Genomic DNA, 15405 nt, shown 5'->3' on the forward strand with positions numbered 1-15405 from the left:
TCGCGTCCTGGCGCTGCTAGTCTGGCTGGAAGCGCTGTCCTGGGCGTCGGTGCGCTGCAATCCAAAGTGGTTTGAACAACAGCAATGACGCCCGAAGAGTCATTGCACCAGGCCATCAATCAGCAGGTGGCGCTGGTGCCTTATGACCCCAACTGGCCGCTATTGTTTGCCCGGGAGCAGGAACGGCTAAGCCAGCTGTTCGGCCCGGTATTCCTCGATATCCAGCACATCGGCAGCACGGCCATCCCCAATATGCTCGCCAAACCGGTGATCGACATCCTCGCCGGAGTCGAGCCCATGCCGGTCGCGGTGGGACTGAACGGGCCGCTGTGCAACGCCGGCTACACCACCTCCGCGCAATTCAACGCTTCACTCACCGATCGGCAATGGTTCATGCGCTGGTCTGAAGGCGTGCGTACCCACCATTTGCATGTGGTCGTGTACAGCTCGACTCAATGGCAAGAGCGTCTGCAGTTTCGCGACACACTGCGCCATGACCCCCAACTCGCCGCGCAATACGCCGCGCTCAAGACGCAACTGGCGCAGCAGTTCGGCGATGACCGCGAGGCCTATACCGATGCCAAAGGCGAGTTTGTCCGGACAGTGCTGGGCAGCTAAGCACCGACACCCCCTCCGGGCTAGCCCTCCAGAATGTGCCACTCCGGATTCCAGGTGCGAACGCCATCCACCTGCTAGATTGCAGCAATAACGGTGCAAAACCGAACGTCAGCCGCCCTTGCAACGCCTGTTCTCTCTCGCCACGACTTGCAGTCATATGTCACGTGTCGTCGGGTTTGAGCATGCGCATTACAAAAATCAGATATGCCAGGAGCAGGCTCATGAATATCAGCACCCGCATTGCGTCTCTTCTTGCCCTTGCCGTGATTGGCCTGGTGGTGCTCGCCGCCTGTGCTTTTGTTTCTTTCAGCCGTCTCACGGGCAATCTGCAAGACATTGCCGATAACACGCTACCCAGCGAAGCCACCATCGCTGCCATTCAGCTCAACATCAGTCGTACCAAACTGGCTGTAGAAGAATTGCTGCGGCAAGACGGCGGCCAACAGGCGCAGGATGCGCACGTGACGGAACTGCGCACCCAGGTGGCCGCGCTTTTCAAAAAGTACAATGACAGCATGATCTCGGATGAGAAAGACAAGGGTATGCTGGAGGCCAACCTGGCGTTGTTCAACCGCTGGCTGGGTGGCGTGGACCAATACATGGCGTTGGCTAAGGGGGGGCAGGCTGACAAAGCCCGGCAACTACTGACTGAACAAGTGCTGCCACTGGACAAACAACTGGACGATGGTCTGGATGCGTGGACCAAATACAACGACGGGCTGGGTGAGCAAGCCAAGCAGGCGGCGTACAGCACTATTTCGGCATCGAGGATCACGCTGATTATGGTCAGCCTGGTGACCATTCTCGCGGTCTTGGGCATTGGCATCTGGTTGTATCGCGGCATTACCGGACCGGTTTCCAGCTTGCGTACTTTGCTGCAAGACATCTCGCAAAGTCTGGATTTCACCAAGCGCTCGCCCGCCACCTCAAAAGACGAAATTGGGCAGACGGTCACCGCAGTCAATCACTTGCTCGAGACGGTTGAACGCAGCATGCAGCAAATTCTCTTTGCCACCGGCGAGGTGTCCACCATGGCCAGTACCATGTCTGGCACTGCCAACGAGGTTGCCACCAGTTCCCGCCGGCAAAGTGACGCGGCCAGCAATATGGCTGCGGCGGTCGAAGAGGTCACCGTCAGTATCAACCACGTGGCAGATCAGGCTCGCCAGGCGGCCAATGCGTCGTCACGCTCGGGCGAACTGGCATCTGAAGGCGAGCGGGTTATCGGCCAGACCACCAGCGACATCCGCGAAGTTCAGCGCACCATTGAAACCGTCGCCACCAAGGTCGAAGAAGTAGAAGGCAGCAGCTTGCAGGTCGACTCAGTGCTCAAGGTCATCAAGGATGTGGCCGAGCAGACCAATTTGCTGGCGCTGAACGCGGCCATTGAAGCCGCCCGTGCGGGTGACGCGGGTCGTGGTTTTGCCGTGGTGGCCGATGAAGTGCGCAAACTGGCCGAACGCACAGCATCTTCGACCGTAGAAATTGGCAAGATCATTCAGCAGATGAAGGACACCAGTCTGGATGCCAACAAACAGATGTCTGGTGCAGTTGAAGTTGCCCGTTCAGCCGTAGGCCGTGCGGCGCAGGCAGAAAGCTCAATCGCCACCATCCGCGAGTCATCCAGCGTGGCGGTGGATTTGGTCGGGCAGATCACCAATGCCATTGCCGAGCAAAGCACCGCCAGCAATGTCATCGCCAATCAGGTTGAATCGGTCGCACAAATGACCGAACAAAACAGCGAGGCGGCACAAAGTACAGCCAGATCGGCGGACGAACTCAAGCTTATTGTGGCGCGCCTGACCGCCGAAATTGGCCGTTATCGCCTGGTGCCAGCCTGAGTCGGGATCATCCGCTCAGGCCAGACAAGCGCCCAGGGAGCTCAGGGCTGCACAAAAGTCACGGCGTAACTGAAGCTGCGCGTGCTGCCGCCGATCATGACATTGGCGATGCTCACGCTCAGTTTGGTGTCGGCAGGCAAGCGTGACCAGCCGCTGGCGGAAGTGCTTAGCGACCAGCTCAGGGTGTTGTCACCGTAACCATTGGGTAATTGGCCGACACCGGTCAAAGCCACTGGATTGCCCGCATCATCTTGCACCGTGACGGTCGCCGCCGAGAAATCGGCGCCTGGATAAGAAAACGACCATTGCATAGCGGGATCAGCAATGTGGCTGTCTACCGGGACGTAACCAGCCGGTGGCCACGCCACGCCATTCGCAAGCGTCACTGCCGGGCCATCATTGCCGAGCACCCACAGCGCGTTGGCACGTGGGGTATCGCCAGGCCCGACGATGGCCAGACGCGAATACAGTACCCAGCGCCGATGCCCCAGCGAACTGACGCCGGAATCCTTGATGTACAAGCCCGGGCCGCCAATGCCGCTATTCAATGTGGGCGAGCCGAGCGCCAGATTGGAACTACCGGCGGCAGTGGCGCCATCTGCGGTGTAACAAGTCCAGCTGGTGGGTGGCGAGTGATTGAGCGCGCTGTTGGCGTCCATCATCAGTGCGGCTTGCTGCGCCTTGGCGGCCAGCGGCAAGGACAAGGTGACATTGCCGCTTTCACCGGCCATGGCGCGGTAATAATTCAGCAGGCGGACTTCGGCGTTTTTATAGGCCAGGGGCGTGTCGCCAGCCAGGCAACTGCCGACATTGCCGGTCCAGCTGAAAGCGGTTTGCTGCAATGGCAAAAACGAATCCTGATACCGTGCGATGACCTCGGCCCGGTTGCTGGTATCGATCGGGGCGAAAGCGGTACCGCTGGCATTGCCCACAGGCGTTGGTGTTGGCGTGGGCGTTGCAACGGGTACTGGCGTCGGCGTGGCTGTCGGCGTCGAAGTTGTTGAATCCGAACCACCACCGCCGCCGCAAGCGGCGAGCAACAAAGTAGTTTGCAGGGTTAAAGCCAAAGCCAGTTGGCGGGATTGTCGAGCGGATCGGGTCGGCACAAAGGGCGTTGAATATTTCATCATGTATCCGGTTCTGGTTTGGGCGCCATAGTAAATGCCGCGCGTCGCCAGGCCTGACGTCGGTGATGATTGGTGGGCTTCAAATCCGTCTTCAGGTGGCACAAGAAATGGGGCAAGCCGCTTTACCTGATCCGCAGAAAATGGTGACTAACTTTTAACGCGTGTCAGCAAAAGCGATACGCCGTGATGTCTGCAGCTTGTTGGTTCGCAGCTGGCTTGCTAGTTTCAATTACTGCAATCAGGACCAGCGGTAGACGTCGGTAGATGCTTTTTTATCGATTTATTTCATTGGCTTACTTGTTGCTCAATGGGCGGCTGGAAACAATATTTACCGGTGTTCCTTGCTTTATCAGCGCGCCTGATTACTCTCATAAATACTGCCGTACAAAATTACAAAACCATGATGCGCTGATTGAGTTTTCCTGTTCAGGCTTACGGATGATGTCTGCTGCAGGAGTCTGGTTGCGCAATCAACCGCGCACTAATTACGGCGTGCCAGCGTGTTCGTGATCGATGTAGATCAGTCACCAGTGTTGCCGCCGCCAAGGCGCAAATTGGTCCGACGGAGCTGGGTCTGGTGCAGAAAGGGGGGCAAGGTGAAACAACAGCACATCGCATTATTGGCGCTCGGTCTGATCAATCTGGCCGTGAGCTGTTTGATCGCCAGTATCTGGTGGTACGGCTTGATACTCGGGCTAGTGGTTGGCGCACTAGCCTGGCTGCTGGTCAGCCAGCTATCCAGCCTGGCCGCGCGTGAGGTTCGCAGCCTGGAACCCATTGTCCAGGTTGATTCCGAACTCACCCGTTATGCCCAATTGCCTGATCTGGTCACCGGTGTGGTGCCGTTGTGGTGCCGCAATATCGAGCTGGCGCGGGGCCAAACCCGCGAGGCCGTAGATAACCTGGTGGTGCGCTTTGCCGGAATCAACCAACGTCTCGGCGGTACGGTTGAGCTGGCATCGGCCAGTGGCGGCGGCGCCATGGTGCGCATGATCGATGAATCCCGCACCCAACTGGATGGCATTGTGCGTGCGCTGGAACAAGTGCTGCACGCGCGTGAATTGCTGCTGCATGAAATAGAAGGTCTGGGCGAATTCAACGCCGAACTCCAGAAAATGGCCGCTGACGTGGCGCAAATTGCCGGGCAAACCAATCTGCTGGCACTGAATGCTGCCATTGAAGCCGCGCGTGCCGGTGAGGCTGGGCGCGGATTTGCGGTGGTGGCCGATGAAGTACGCAAGCTGTCCAATATGTCGGGCGACACCGGCAAGCGCATTGCCACCAAGATTGAATCCATCAATCACACCATCGAAGCCGCGCTGCACTCCGCCAGCGAAATCTCCAAAGAAGAAGCCGTGATGATTGCCAACTCGCAGCATGTCATTACCGGCGTGGTGGAGAACTTCCAGCAAGCCGCCGAGCAACTGGCGGGTACGGTGGGGCAACTGGAGGCCGAAAGCCGCTCGGTGGAACAAGAAGTGCAGGAAGTGCTGGTTAATTTGCAGTTTCAGGATCGCATCAGCCAGATTCTGGAACACGTCACGCTGGATATGCAAAAGCTCGCCAGCCTGTTGCAAGGCCAGCAATTGCTGCCAGAACAGCGCGCATGGCTGGCCGAACTGGAGCGCTCTTACACCACGCTGGAACAGCGCTCTGTGCATCACGGGCAGCAAGCGAATGCGGCGGCGGCCTCGTCATCGTCCATTGAGTTCTTTTAGCCTGGCCCGGTTAATCCGGCCACTGAACCCCCTGATTACATTGACTGACCTTCTCCCAAGGACCTCTTCATGGCCAAGACCATCCTCATCGTCGATGACTCTTTCAGCTTGCGCCAGACATTGGGTATCGCCCTGAAAAGTGCTGGCTACGACGTGGTGGAAGCGGTCGATGGTAAAGACGCGCTGACCAAACTCGATGGCCGTAAATTCAATCTGATCATCTCTGACGTGAACATGCCCAACATGGATGGCATCAGCTTTGTCAAAGCGGCCAAGTTGCTGCCCAACTACAAGTTCACGCCGATCATCATGCTCACCACCGAAGGCGACGAAACCAAGAAGGCCGAAGGTCGGGCGGCGGGAGTAAGGGCGTGGGTGATCAAGCCGTTTCAGCCGCCGGTGCTGCTCGATGCCGTCTCCAAACTGATCATGGCTTAAGAGCCAGCGATGACGCCAGTGGACTCCGCCGGGCCAGTTGCCACCTGCAAATTTGAAGGTGAGATCACCATTTTCCGGGCGGCTGAACTCAAAGATACCTTGCTGCAGGCGCTGGCGCTGCCCGAACCGGCACTGGAAATCGATCTATCCAGCGTTGAGGAAATCGATAGCACCGGCATTCAGTTGTTATTGGCCTTGCAGCAAGAAGCCCGCCGCCAGGACAAAACGGTGATCTGCACACAGCCCAGTCCGCAATTCATGGCGGTGGCGCAATTGCTGAATGTGGCCGACCGCCTGCTGGCCGGGCCGACTGTGCTGGTTGAGGAGGGCTGAGCATGGATATGGATATGGCCCGTGACGCGCTGGTGCAAGAAGCGCGCGAATTACTCAGCGCAATGGAAAGTGCGCTGCTGCAAATTGAAACCAGCGGTGCCGACAGCGAGGCCATCAACGCCATTTTTCGCGCCGCGCACACCATCAAGGGCTCCGCCGGGCTGTTCGCATTCAATCGCATCGTCAGCTTTACCCATGTCGTGGAAAGCGTGCTCGACCGCGTGCGCAACGGCAAATTGCCAATTGATGGTCCAATGTTGTCGCTGCTGCTCAATTGCGGCGATTACATCGCGCAATTGGTCGATGCCATTGCTGATCGCACTGAAGAAATTGAACCCGATGAAACACGCCGCGCCGGGCTGGAACAACAGCTGAATGGTTTGCTGGGAGAGATTCCTTCGGTAGCCGCGGCGGCTGAAACCGCTCCGGTAGAGGCCGTCGACGATGTATTGCCAGAGGTGGTGGCTGTTGATGGCGTGGCCAACGACAACTGGCATTTGTCGCTGCGCTTTTCGCCCGACGTGCTGCGCATGGGTCTGGACCCTCTGTCTTTCCTGCAATACCTGGGCAACGTCGGCACCATCGTTAATCTGCATACCTTGACCGAGGGTGTGCCCGCGCTGGCTGAACTGGACCCGGAACAACATTATCTGGGGTACGAGCTTGATCTGGTTTCCACTGCCGATCGTGCCAGCATCGACTCGGTGTTCGATTTTATCCGCGATGACGCAACCATCCATCTATTGCCCCCGCATGCGCCAATTGCCGAATATCGTGCGTTGCTGGCCGAGGTTGTCGAGCCGGAACGGGTGGCAGAGCTATTGGCGCAAGGCAGTCTGACCGCCGACGAACTGGCACAGGCGCTGGCGCCTGAGGCCGGGGTGGAGATCGTCACTGCCACGCAAGTGCTGGCGGTGGATTCGCTCCTCAAGGCCGCTGTGCCGACCAATCGTCCCGGCGAAGAAAAGCGGGGCTATGAACAGAAGTTCATCAAGGTTGAGGTCTCCAAGCTGGATCAACTGATTGATCTGGTCGGAGAGTTGGTGATTGCCGGGGCCGGGGCTTCGCTGATTGCCAGCAAGCGCAAGGATTCGCAGTTTGAAGAGGCCGTGCAATCGATCTCCGAACTGGTCGAGCACATCCGTGACGCCGCGCTCAACTTGCGCATGGTGCCCATCGGCGAAGTGTTCCAGCGCTTTCCGCGCGTGGTGCGGGATATCTCGCTGGAACTGGGAAAAGAGATTGAACTGGTGGTAACCGGGGCGGATACGGAACTCGATAAAAGCATGGTGGAACGACTGGCCGATCCGCTCATGCATATTGTGCGCAATGCCATGGACCACGGCATTGAAGCCACCGAAGCGCGTATTCAAGCAGGCAAAGCGGCCGCGGGCACGCTGCGGCTGAACGCCTATCACGAGTCCGGCAGCATTGTGATCGAAGTCTCGGACGATGGTCGCGGCCTGAACACCGCGCGCATTCTGGCCAAGGCGGTGGAGCGCGGGCTGGTCGCGCCGGAGCAGATTCTGGCCGAACACGAGATTTTCCGGCTGATCTTTGAACCGGGTTTTTCCACTGCCGAGCAAATTACCAACTTGTCTGGCCGCGGCGTGGGCATGGACGTGGTGCGCAAGAACATCGAGTCGCTGCGTGGCGAAGTGGAGATTCTCAGCACCGAAGGCGTCGGCACCACCGTACGCATTCGCCTGCCGTTGACGCTGGCCATTATCGATGGCTTCCAGGTCATGGTGCATGACGCGGTGTTTGTGATTCCGCTGGATCTGGTCATCGAGTGCATCGATCTGGCAGGCCAGGACGGACATCACGATATCGTCAAACTCAGAGGTGAGCCGCTGCCGTACTTGCGCTTGCGCGATCTGTTTGAAATGCCCCGGCTGGAACAGGGCCGGGAAAGCCTGGTGGTGGTGCAGTTTGGCCAGCAACGCGCCGGGCTGGTGGTTGATCGCCTGCTGGGCGAATTCCAGGCGGTGATCAAACCTTTGGGCGAATTGTTCAGCAGGATAAAAAGCATCAGCGGTTCCACCATCCTGGGCGATGGCAAGGTGGCGCTGATTCTGGATGTACCGAATCTGGTGCATCAAGCCATGGTGCAACAAGCTGTACCGCACCCCGGCAAGGCCGCCAATGGCTTTGCTTCCCCCCAGAAAAGCAACGGATGATCAGGGAGTTCTCATGAATGCCATCAATCAAATGCGGCTGGGCAGCAAGCTGCTGATCGGCTTTTGTATTGCGTCTTTATTGACGCTATTGATTGGGGTCTTTGCCCTGATCAACATCACTCGCGTGGGGGCCGGTGGCAGCGCCATCTATACCGAAAACCTGCTGGCCATCAGCAACCTGGGGCGGGCCAATACCGCGCTGAGCGCACACGCCCGTACCGTGGTGCGGATGATGACGCAACCCGACCAGACCGAGGAACTGCGCAACGCTGCGGTGCGTTATCAACAGTATGCGGACACGTTCAATAAATATTGGCCGCTCTACCTGCAAACAGCGTCATCAGAAAATGAAGGACACCTGCGCGAAACGCTCAAACCCATGCTGCAGGACTATTTTGCGGCCTCGGATAAAGCACTCAAGCTGATCCTGGATGGCCATGCCGAAGAGGCGAAGCCGTTGGTCAACAATGATCTGCGCAAGATGATCAGCAAGATGGACGGCGTTCTTAGCGATATCGCCACCGATAACGAGAAACAAGCGCACGACGCCAACGAGAACAACCAGCAAACCATCACCAATGTGCGCAACATGACCATCGCCATTGTGATTGTGGCGTTCGTGATCTCGATTGCCATGGGCATTTTGCTGGCACGTATGGTCACCCGCCAGGTCGGCGGCGAGCCCACTGAAGCGGTGCGCATTTTGCAGCAAGTGGCAGACGGCGACCTGACCGTGCGCGTAGATGTACGGCCCGGCGATACCACATCGATGCTCTACAGTATTCAACTCATGATTGAGAAACTCACTGGCGTGATGAGTGATGTCTCGACCTCGGCCAGTGCGCTGGCGTCGGCTTCAGAAGAAATCTCCGCCTCTGCCCAGGCGCTGAGCCAGAACGCCTCCGAGCAAGCGGCCAATGTGGAAGAAACCAGCGCGGCGGTGGAAGAAATCACCTCCACCGTTTCGCAGAATTCCGAGAACGCACGCGTTACCGACGGCATGGCGACCAAGTCTTCCAGCGATGCGGGCGAGGGCGGTGATGCGGTGAAACAGACGGTGCAGGCCATGCAGCAAATTGCCGGCAAGATCGGCATCATCGATGACATTGCCTACCAGACCAATTTGCTGGCGCTGAATGCCGCCATTGAAGCGGCGCGCGCGGGCGAGCACGGCAAAGGCTTTGCCGTGGTGGCCGCTGAAGTGCGCAAGCTGGCAGAGCGTTCGCAAGTGGCCGCGCAAGAGATCAGTTCGGTGGCGGCCAATAGCGTGATGATGGCGGAACGCGCCGGTAGCTTGCTGGATCAGATGGTCCCGGCGATCCGCAAAACGGCTGATCTGGTGCAGGAAATCTCGGCGGCATCGCGCGAGCAGGCCAGCGGGCTGGACCAGATCAACACGGCGGTATCGCAACTGGCTCAAACCACGCAAATGAACGCCTCGGCCTCTGAACAATTGTCGTCTACATCCGAGGAAATGAGCGCGCAGGCTATCCAGTTGCAAGAGTTGATCCGCTTCTTTCGCGTGGCCGACGGTGGCAGCAGTGCCAGTCATCGTCAGCCAGCGCGCCGGGCTGCAGCAGCAGTTCCGCGGGGCGGTTATGGCGGGCGTGGCAACGAAGCGGTCGATGAATCCGCCTTTACCCGCTTTTAGGGAGCGCCACCATGCTCAGTCCGGCAGCGGTGACCGCCGCCAGCGGCCCTCCGGCATTGTTGGCAGCAGAGAATCTGCAGTTTCTGACTTTCTCGCTGGAAGGCGAGCTGTTTGCGGTCGCCATTGAACATATCCGCGAAATCATCGAGTTCAATGGCTTGACGGCGATTCCGCTGATGCCCGCCTTTTTGCGCGGCGTGATCAACCTGCGCGGCGCGGTGGTGCCGGTGATTGATCTGGCCGCGCGCTTTGGGCGGGAAGGCACCACGATTGGTCGTCGCACTTGCGTGGTGATTCTGGAAGTGGAACTGGCGCAGCGCATGCTGCCGATAGGCGTGCTGGTCGATACCGTGAACGAGGTGCTGACCGCCGAGCGCCAGCAAATTGAGCCACGTCCGCAGTTTGGTGCACGGCTGCGGGCGGAATTTATCGTCGGCATGCTCAATCAGGATGAGCGTTTTGTGATCGTGCTGGATATCCAGCAAGTGCTGTCGGTGCAGGAGATGTCTGATTTGATCGGCCTGAGCGTGGACGCGCATACCGGCTAGCGTGGTGCGGCTGGTTTTCAGATGCGCGTAGCTATGATGGATTGATGGCGGTTTTGCCCCGCCAATACGTGAGCTGCGGCGGTACTGGCGGTGATATCGCTCCCGGTGCAGTTCAGGAGAAAAACATGGTCAGTAGCATTGCGCCGGTTGCCAGGACCAGCCAGCCGGCGGCCAGCGAAGTCAGCCAGCAGTTTCTAACGTTCTCGCTGGCCGGGGAGTTGTTTGCCATCCCCATTGAACATATCCGCGAAATTATTGAATTCAACGGCCTGACCGAGATTCCGTTGATGCCGTCGTTTTTGCGCGGGGTGATTAATCTGCGCGGGGCCGTGGTGCCGGTGATCGATCTGGCCGCCCGTTTTGGTCGAACTGCGACCATCATGACGCGGCGTACCTGTAACGTGATTCTGGAAGTCGAACAGGCCGGGCGCATGCTGCCGCTGGGCATTATTGTTGACGCGGTCAATGAGGTGCTGACGGTAGAAGACCAGCAAATTGAATCGTGTCCGGATTTCGGTGCGCGCATCCGGGCCGAGTTCATTCTGGGCATGCTGCGACTGGGCGAACGCTTTGTGATCGCGCTGGATATCCAGCAGGTGTTGTCGGTAGAAGAAATCGTGCAACTGGTAGTGGATGACGCCCAGGCTGTGGCCGAGGCCGAACCCGCTGCCCTCGTCATCACCGATGAAGGGTTCTGACCCGCTTTGATACGCAGCCTTGGCCTGTTGGCAAAATCGACAACTCAGGAAGTGCAATGGCTGAACCCGTGACTTTGCCGCCGCCCGTGAGCGACGAAGAAATGCGCTTGTTCCGGGACTTGTTCATGCAGCAGATTGGCATGCATCTCCCCGAATCCAAACGGGCGCTGTTATCCAGCCGTCTTTCCCGACGGCTGCACGCGCTCGGGTTGCCCAGTTTCAAGGCATATCACACTTTGATTGCCGCGCCGGGCGAAGCGCAAGAACGGCAACGGGCAATCGATCTGATTACCACCAACGAAACGTTCTTCTTTCGCGAGCCCGCCCATTTCAAGTTCTTGAGCGAAGTCGTTTTGCCGCAAACGCCAGCGCGGGAAACCTTGCGCATCTGGAGTGCCGCCAGCTCCACTGGCGAAGAAGCGTATTCGATAGCCATGCTGCTGGATAACGAACGCCATGACGCGCCGTGGGACATCCTGGGTTCGGACATCAGCCAGCGCGTGCTGGATTCGGCGCGGCGCGGTGTATACCCGATGGTGCGCGGTGAAAACATCCCGCTGGCCGATCTCAAACGCCATTGCTTGCGTGGCACCGGCGAGTACGACGGCTACTTTCTGGTCGGCCGTCATTTGCGTGATCGCGTGCAATTTACCCAACTGAATCTGATGGCTTTACCGGCCAGGCTGGTGCCGTTTGATGTGATCTTTCTGCGCAATGTGATCATCTATTTTGATGCGCCCACCAAGGCCAAAGTGCTGGCTTCAGTGGTGCATTTTCTGCGTCCGGGCGGCTGGTTGCTGGTCGGGCATTCCGAATCACTGCATGGCATCCAGTTGCCGTTGCAAATGGTTTCACCGTCTGTGTATCGCAAGCTGCCATGAGTACGCCGCGCACTTTCGTCAATCCCGGCGATATCTATTTTGGCCGTGGTGATCAACGCATCGAAACCTTGCTCGGGTCATGCGTGGCCGTCACGTTTTGGCACCCGGCGCTGCATCTGGGCGGTATGTGCCACTTTTTGCTGCCGGGCCGCATCCACGAAAAAGCGCCGGTGATGGCCGGAGATGGCCGTTACGGTGATGAGGCCTTGCAGTACCTGGTCGAGGAAATCGCCTTGCACCACACACAGCTGCGGGATTATCAGGTCAAGGTATTTGGCGGCGGCCGGATTTTTGCCACCGAGTTGCCCGGCGCCAGCATTGGCGAGGCCAACGTGCGCTTTGCACTGGATGCCTTGCGCAAGTTCAATCTGCCGGTGGCGGGGCAGGATGTGGCCGGGTTTGGCTACCGCTATCTGCGGTTTGAACTGGGTAACGGCGATGTCTGGGTACGGCGCGGGCGCGGCCTGCCTGCGAGCGCAGAAGGTACTGGCGTAGTGAAACCGGTCAGGAGCATGTGATATGGCAATCAAGGTAATGATCGTGGACGACTCTTCGGTAGTGCGCCAGGTGGTGCAGGACATCCTGGCGCGCCATCACGATATCGAGGTGATCGGCACCGCGCCTGACCCGATCTTTGCCATGACCCGCATGAAAACCCAATGGCCCGATGTGCTGCTGCTGGATATCGAAATGCCGCGCATGGACGGCATCACCTTTCTGAAACAGATCATGGTCGAGCATCCGACGCCGGTGGTGATCTGTTCCACACTGACGCAAAAAGGCGCGGACATCACCATGGAAGCGCTGGCCGCGGGCGCGGTGAGCGTCATCACCAAGCCCACACTGGGTTTGCGTAACTTTCTGCAAGACAACTCAAATGACTTGGTGAGCGCCATCCGCGCTGCATCCCGCGCAAGGGTGAGCAATTTGCGCAGCATGCCCGCACGTGCACCAGCGGCATCGTCCTCGACCTCGACCTCGGCAGGGGCAATTCGCGAACGTATGGAAAACCCCAAACTGAGCGCTGATGCCGTGCTCAACGCGCCGACCTCCAATGCGTTTTTGCCCACTACTGAAAAAATCGTCGCGCTCGGTACATCGACCGGCGGCACGCAGGCGCTGGAAGTCATCCTCACCGCATTGCCGCGTAACACGCCCGGCGTGGTGGTGGTCCAGCACATGCCGGAGAAATTCACCAAAAGCTTTGCCGACCGGCTTAACGGCATGTGTGAGGTTGAAGTGCTGGAAGCGCAACATAACGACCGTATTGTGCCAGGGCGGGTGTTGATCGCGCCGGGCGGCAAACACATGGTGGTCAAACGCAGTGGCGCGCAATATCACGTAGATGTGGTGGACGGCCCGCTGGTTAGCCGTCACCGGCCTTCTGTGGATGTGTTGTTTCGTTCGGTCGCCAAATGCGCCGGGCGTAATGCGGTGGGCTTCATCATGACCGGCATGGGTGATGATGGCGCGCAAGGCCTCAAAGAGATGCACGACACCGGAGCAACCACCTACGCCCAGGATGAAGCCAGTTGCGTGGTGTTTGGCATGCCCAAAGAAGCCATTGAACTGGGCGGAGTGGATGAAGTGGTCGGGCTGGATCGCATCGCCGGGCTGATCCAGCGCGTCGGACGTTAAACGCCCAACCCAACACAGCCCAGACCAGCAAAGACAAACCGCACAGGAAAGCAACGCAATGCCGAACGCTCGCCCGTCCATGTTGATTGCCGATGACAGCTCGCTGCAGTTGAACCACGCCGTTGAACTGTGTGTGCAGTACGGCTGCGAAGTCATCTGGCAAGCCATGAACGGCCAGGAAGTGCTCACCTTGCTGGCGAGCCTGCCGGAGCGGCCCGACATTCTGCTCACCGATCTGGAAATGCCCGGCATGGACGGTGTGGAGTTGCTGCGCCATCTGGCCGAAAACGACATCCTGATGCCAATCATTTTCATGAGCAGCACCGACGAGCAAGTGTTGCATGCGGTAGAAGCTGCCGCCCTGGCTTATGGCTTTCCGGTGCTGGGTACGCTGCAAAAGCCAATGGCGATTGACGAGCTGAACGCCGCGCTTGACCACTTCACACCAGTGAATCAGCCCGCGTTCAGCCCGGCGCCGGCAGTGGACGTCAGTGACATGGTCCGCGCGCTGGATGCCAGTCATTTTGTGCCGTGGTTTCAGCCTAAAGTGACCACCCGCAGTGGTTTGTTTCAATCGGCCGAAGTGCTGGCCCGCTGGATGCATCCAGAACTGGGCATGATCGCGCCGGTGCATTTTGTGCCGTTTATGGAGAAATCCGGCCTGATCGGGCGACTGACCGAGCAGATCATGGTCAAGGCCATGCGTGAGACCAAATTGCTCTACGCCCGCGGGCTGAAGTTCGGGCTGGCGGTGAATATCTCGGCCGAAAACCTCCCCGAGCCAGGCTTTGCCGAGCGCATCAAGTCACTGCTGGCGCAGGAATCTTTTCCGCCCGGCCAGATGACGCTGGAGATTACCGAATCGGGCGTGATCGCCGATCTGGCTCGCTCGCTGGGCGCCCTGGCACGGCTGCGCATGGCGGGCGTGGGTATCTCGATTGACGATTACGGCACCGGCAATGCTACCTTGCAGCAATTGATGCGCACGCCGTGTTCCGAACTGAAAATTGATCGGGCCTTCGTCAACGGCGCCTCGCGCCGCCCGCAATTACGCACTTTGCTGGAAAGCACCGTTGAGATGGCGCACCGGCTCAAGCTGATCGTGGTGGCCGAAGGCGTCGAAGATGCCGAAGACTGGAAGCTGGTGCAAGAACTGGGTGTTGAACTGGTCCAGGGCTACTTTGTCGCCAAACCCATGCCGGGCGAAAAAATCCACGAGTGGGTACGCAACCGGCATGAGTGGCTGCATTTGTGGGGCAAGCTGCAAAACTGCTGAGCTTATTGCTGGCCACAACCGATATCGCCTTCCTCGCAATGCAGTTGTTCATCCAGCAATTTGGTCTGTTCTTGGGTTAAACGATCAAGGCACATTAAATGCAGCATGGGCTGGGCGCTGTAGGGCGTGGTCGATGAGGTCAGGTATTCGCACTGCGCATCGCGATAGATCAGCCACGCACGCTGGGCTTTTTGCAGCAGCGGTTTGCCATGCTCACTGGTTTGCTTGAGCAGCTGGTTGTAGCTGGCGTTGAGCTTTTTGTCGGATGCTTTGTAGTCCTGTCCGGCGCAGATATTCAGGCTGGTCTGGTCTGAAGCGTTCTTGCAGTCGACGGCAGCGCTGGCGCTGGTGGCAGTGACTAACAAGGCGAATGCCAGCGAACAGGCAGAGATAAGGCGCAAGGTCATCGGGTGTTCTCCAGAATTGAATGCAATGAATGAAAAAACGCGCAGGCAAAA

The 15405-nt window shown here is 58.5% G+C and carries 15 protein-coding genes; 13 read left to right on the forward strand and 2 right to left on the reverse strand.

Annotated features, from left to right (window positions below; all coding sequences use genetic code 11):
* Positions 1-84 precede the first annotated feature (84 nt).
* Positions 85-618, forward strand: a complete 534-nt coding sequence (locus N7220_RS13380; protein ID WP_283148024.1) for a GrpB family protein — start codon at positions 85-87, stop codon at positions 616-618.
* 221 nt (positions 619-839) lie between these two features.
* Positions 840-2459, forward strand: coding sequence for a methyl-accepting chemotaxis protein (locus N7220_RS13385; RefSeq protein WP_283148025.1), 1620 nt, complete (start codon positions 840-842; stop codon positions 2457-2459).
* Between the two features lie 41 nt (positions 2460-2500).
* Here N7220_RS13385 and N7220_RS13390 read toward each other — a convergent pair whose 3' ends face one another.
* On the reverse strand, positions 2501-3586 hold the full coding sequence (locus tag N7220_RS13390; protein ID WP_283148026.1) for a CAP domain-containing protein: 1086 nt from the start codon (positions 3584-3586) through the stop codon (positions 2501-2503).
* A 596-nt stretch (positions 3587-4182) separates the two neighbouring features.
* Between N7220_RS13390 and N7220_RS13395 the strand changes: the two genes are divergently transcribed.
* The 11 genes from N7220_RS13395 to N7220_RS13445 all read left to right on the forward strand — a co-directional run bounded on the left by N7220_RS13395 (position 4183) and on the right by N7220_RS13445 (position 14947).
* Positions 4183-5304, forward strand: a complete 1122-nt coding sequence (locus tag N7220_RS13395; RefSeq protein WP_283148027.1) for a methyl-accepting chemotaxis protein — start codon at positions 4183-4185, stop codon at positions 5302-5304.
* Positions 5305-5373: 69 nt separating this feature from the next.
* Entirely contained in the window at positions 5374-5742 is a 369-nt protein-coding gene (locus N7220_RS13400; RefSeq protein ID WP_283148028.1) for a response regulator, read from the forward strand.
* Between the two features lie 9 nt (positions 5743-5751).
* Positions 5752-6075 (forward strand): STAS domain-containing protein, encoded by a 324-nt coding sequence (locus tag N7220_RS13405; RefSeq protein WP_283148029.1) that lies wholly within the window; start codon positions 5752-5754, stop codon positions 6073-6075.
* Between the two features lie 2 nt (positions 6076-6077).
* On the forward strand, positions 6078-8255 hold the full coding sequence (locus tag N7220_RS13410; protein WP_308446551.1) for a chemotaxis protein CheA: 2178 nt from the start codon (positions 6078-6080) through the stop codon (positions 8253-8255).
* Positions 8256-8268: 13 nt separating this feature from the next.
* Complete coding sequence (locus N7220_RS13415; protein WP_283148030.1) at positions 8269-9906, forward strand: methyl-accepting chemotaxis protein; 1638 nt, start codon at positions 8269-8271, stop codon at positions 9904-9906.
* 11 nt (positions 9907-9917) lie between these two features.
* The gene (locus N7220_RS13420) at positions 9918-10454 is read left to right on the forward strand and encodes a chemotaxis protein CheW (protein ID WP_283148031.1); all 537 of its coding nucleotides are present in this window, start codon (positions 9918-9920) and stop codon (positions 10452-10454) included.
* Between the two features lie 125 nt (positions 10455-10579).
* A complete protein-coding gene (locus N7220_RS13425; RefSeq protein ID WP_283148032.1) occupies positions 10580-11152 on the forward strand; it encodes a chemotaxis protein CheW in 573 nt (190 codons plus the stop codon).
* 56 nt (positions 11153-11208) lie between these two features.
* Positions 11209-12033, forward strand: a complete 825-nt coding sequence (locus N7220_RS13430; RefSeq protein ID WP_283148033.1) for a CheR family methyltransferase — start codon at positions 11209-11211, stop codon at positions 12031-12033.
* A complete protein-coding gene (locus N7220_RS13435) occupies positions 12030-12551 on the forward strand; it encodes a chemotaxis protein CheD (RefSeq protein ID WP_283148034.1) in 522 nt (173 codons plus the stop codon). Before N7220_RS13430 ends, N7220_RS13435 begins: the two co-directional genes overlap by 4 nt.
* Position 12552: 1 nt before the next feature.
* Positions 12553-13671, forward strand: a complete 1119-nt coding sequence (locus tag N7220_RS13440; RefSeq protein ID WP_283148035.1) for a protein-glutamate methylesterase/protein-glutamine glutaminase — start codon at positions 12553-12555, stop codon at positions 13669-13671.
* Between the two features lie 58 nt (positions 13672-13729).
* The gene (locus tag N7220_RS13445; RefSeq protein ID WP_283148036.1) at positions 13730-14947 is read left to right on the forward strand and encodes an EAL domain-containing response regulator; all 1218 of its coding nucleotides are present in this window, start codon (positions 13730-13732) and stop codon (positions 14945-14947) included.
* Between the two features lie 2 nt (positions 14948-14949).
* Here the strand turns inward: N7220_RS13445 and N7220_RS13450 are convergent, their stop codons facing one another.
* Positions 14950-15354 carry a lysozyme inhibitor LprI family protein gene (locus N7220_RS13450; protein WP_283148037.1) on the reverse strand — a complete coding sequence of 135 codons (405 nt, stop codon included), beginning with the start codon at positions 15352-15354 and terminating at the stop codon, positions 14950-14952.
* Positions 15355-15405 lie beyond the last annotated feature (51 nt).

The organism is Silvimonas soli, assembly GCF_030035605.1.
Classification (GTDB): domain Bacteria; phylum Pseudomonadota; class Gammaproteobacteria; order Burkholderiales; family Chitinibacteraceae; genus Silvimonas; species Silvimonas soli.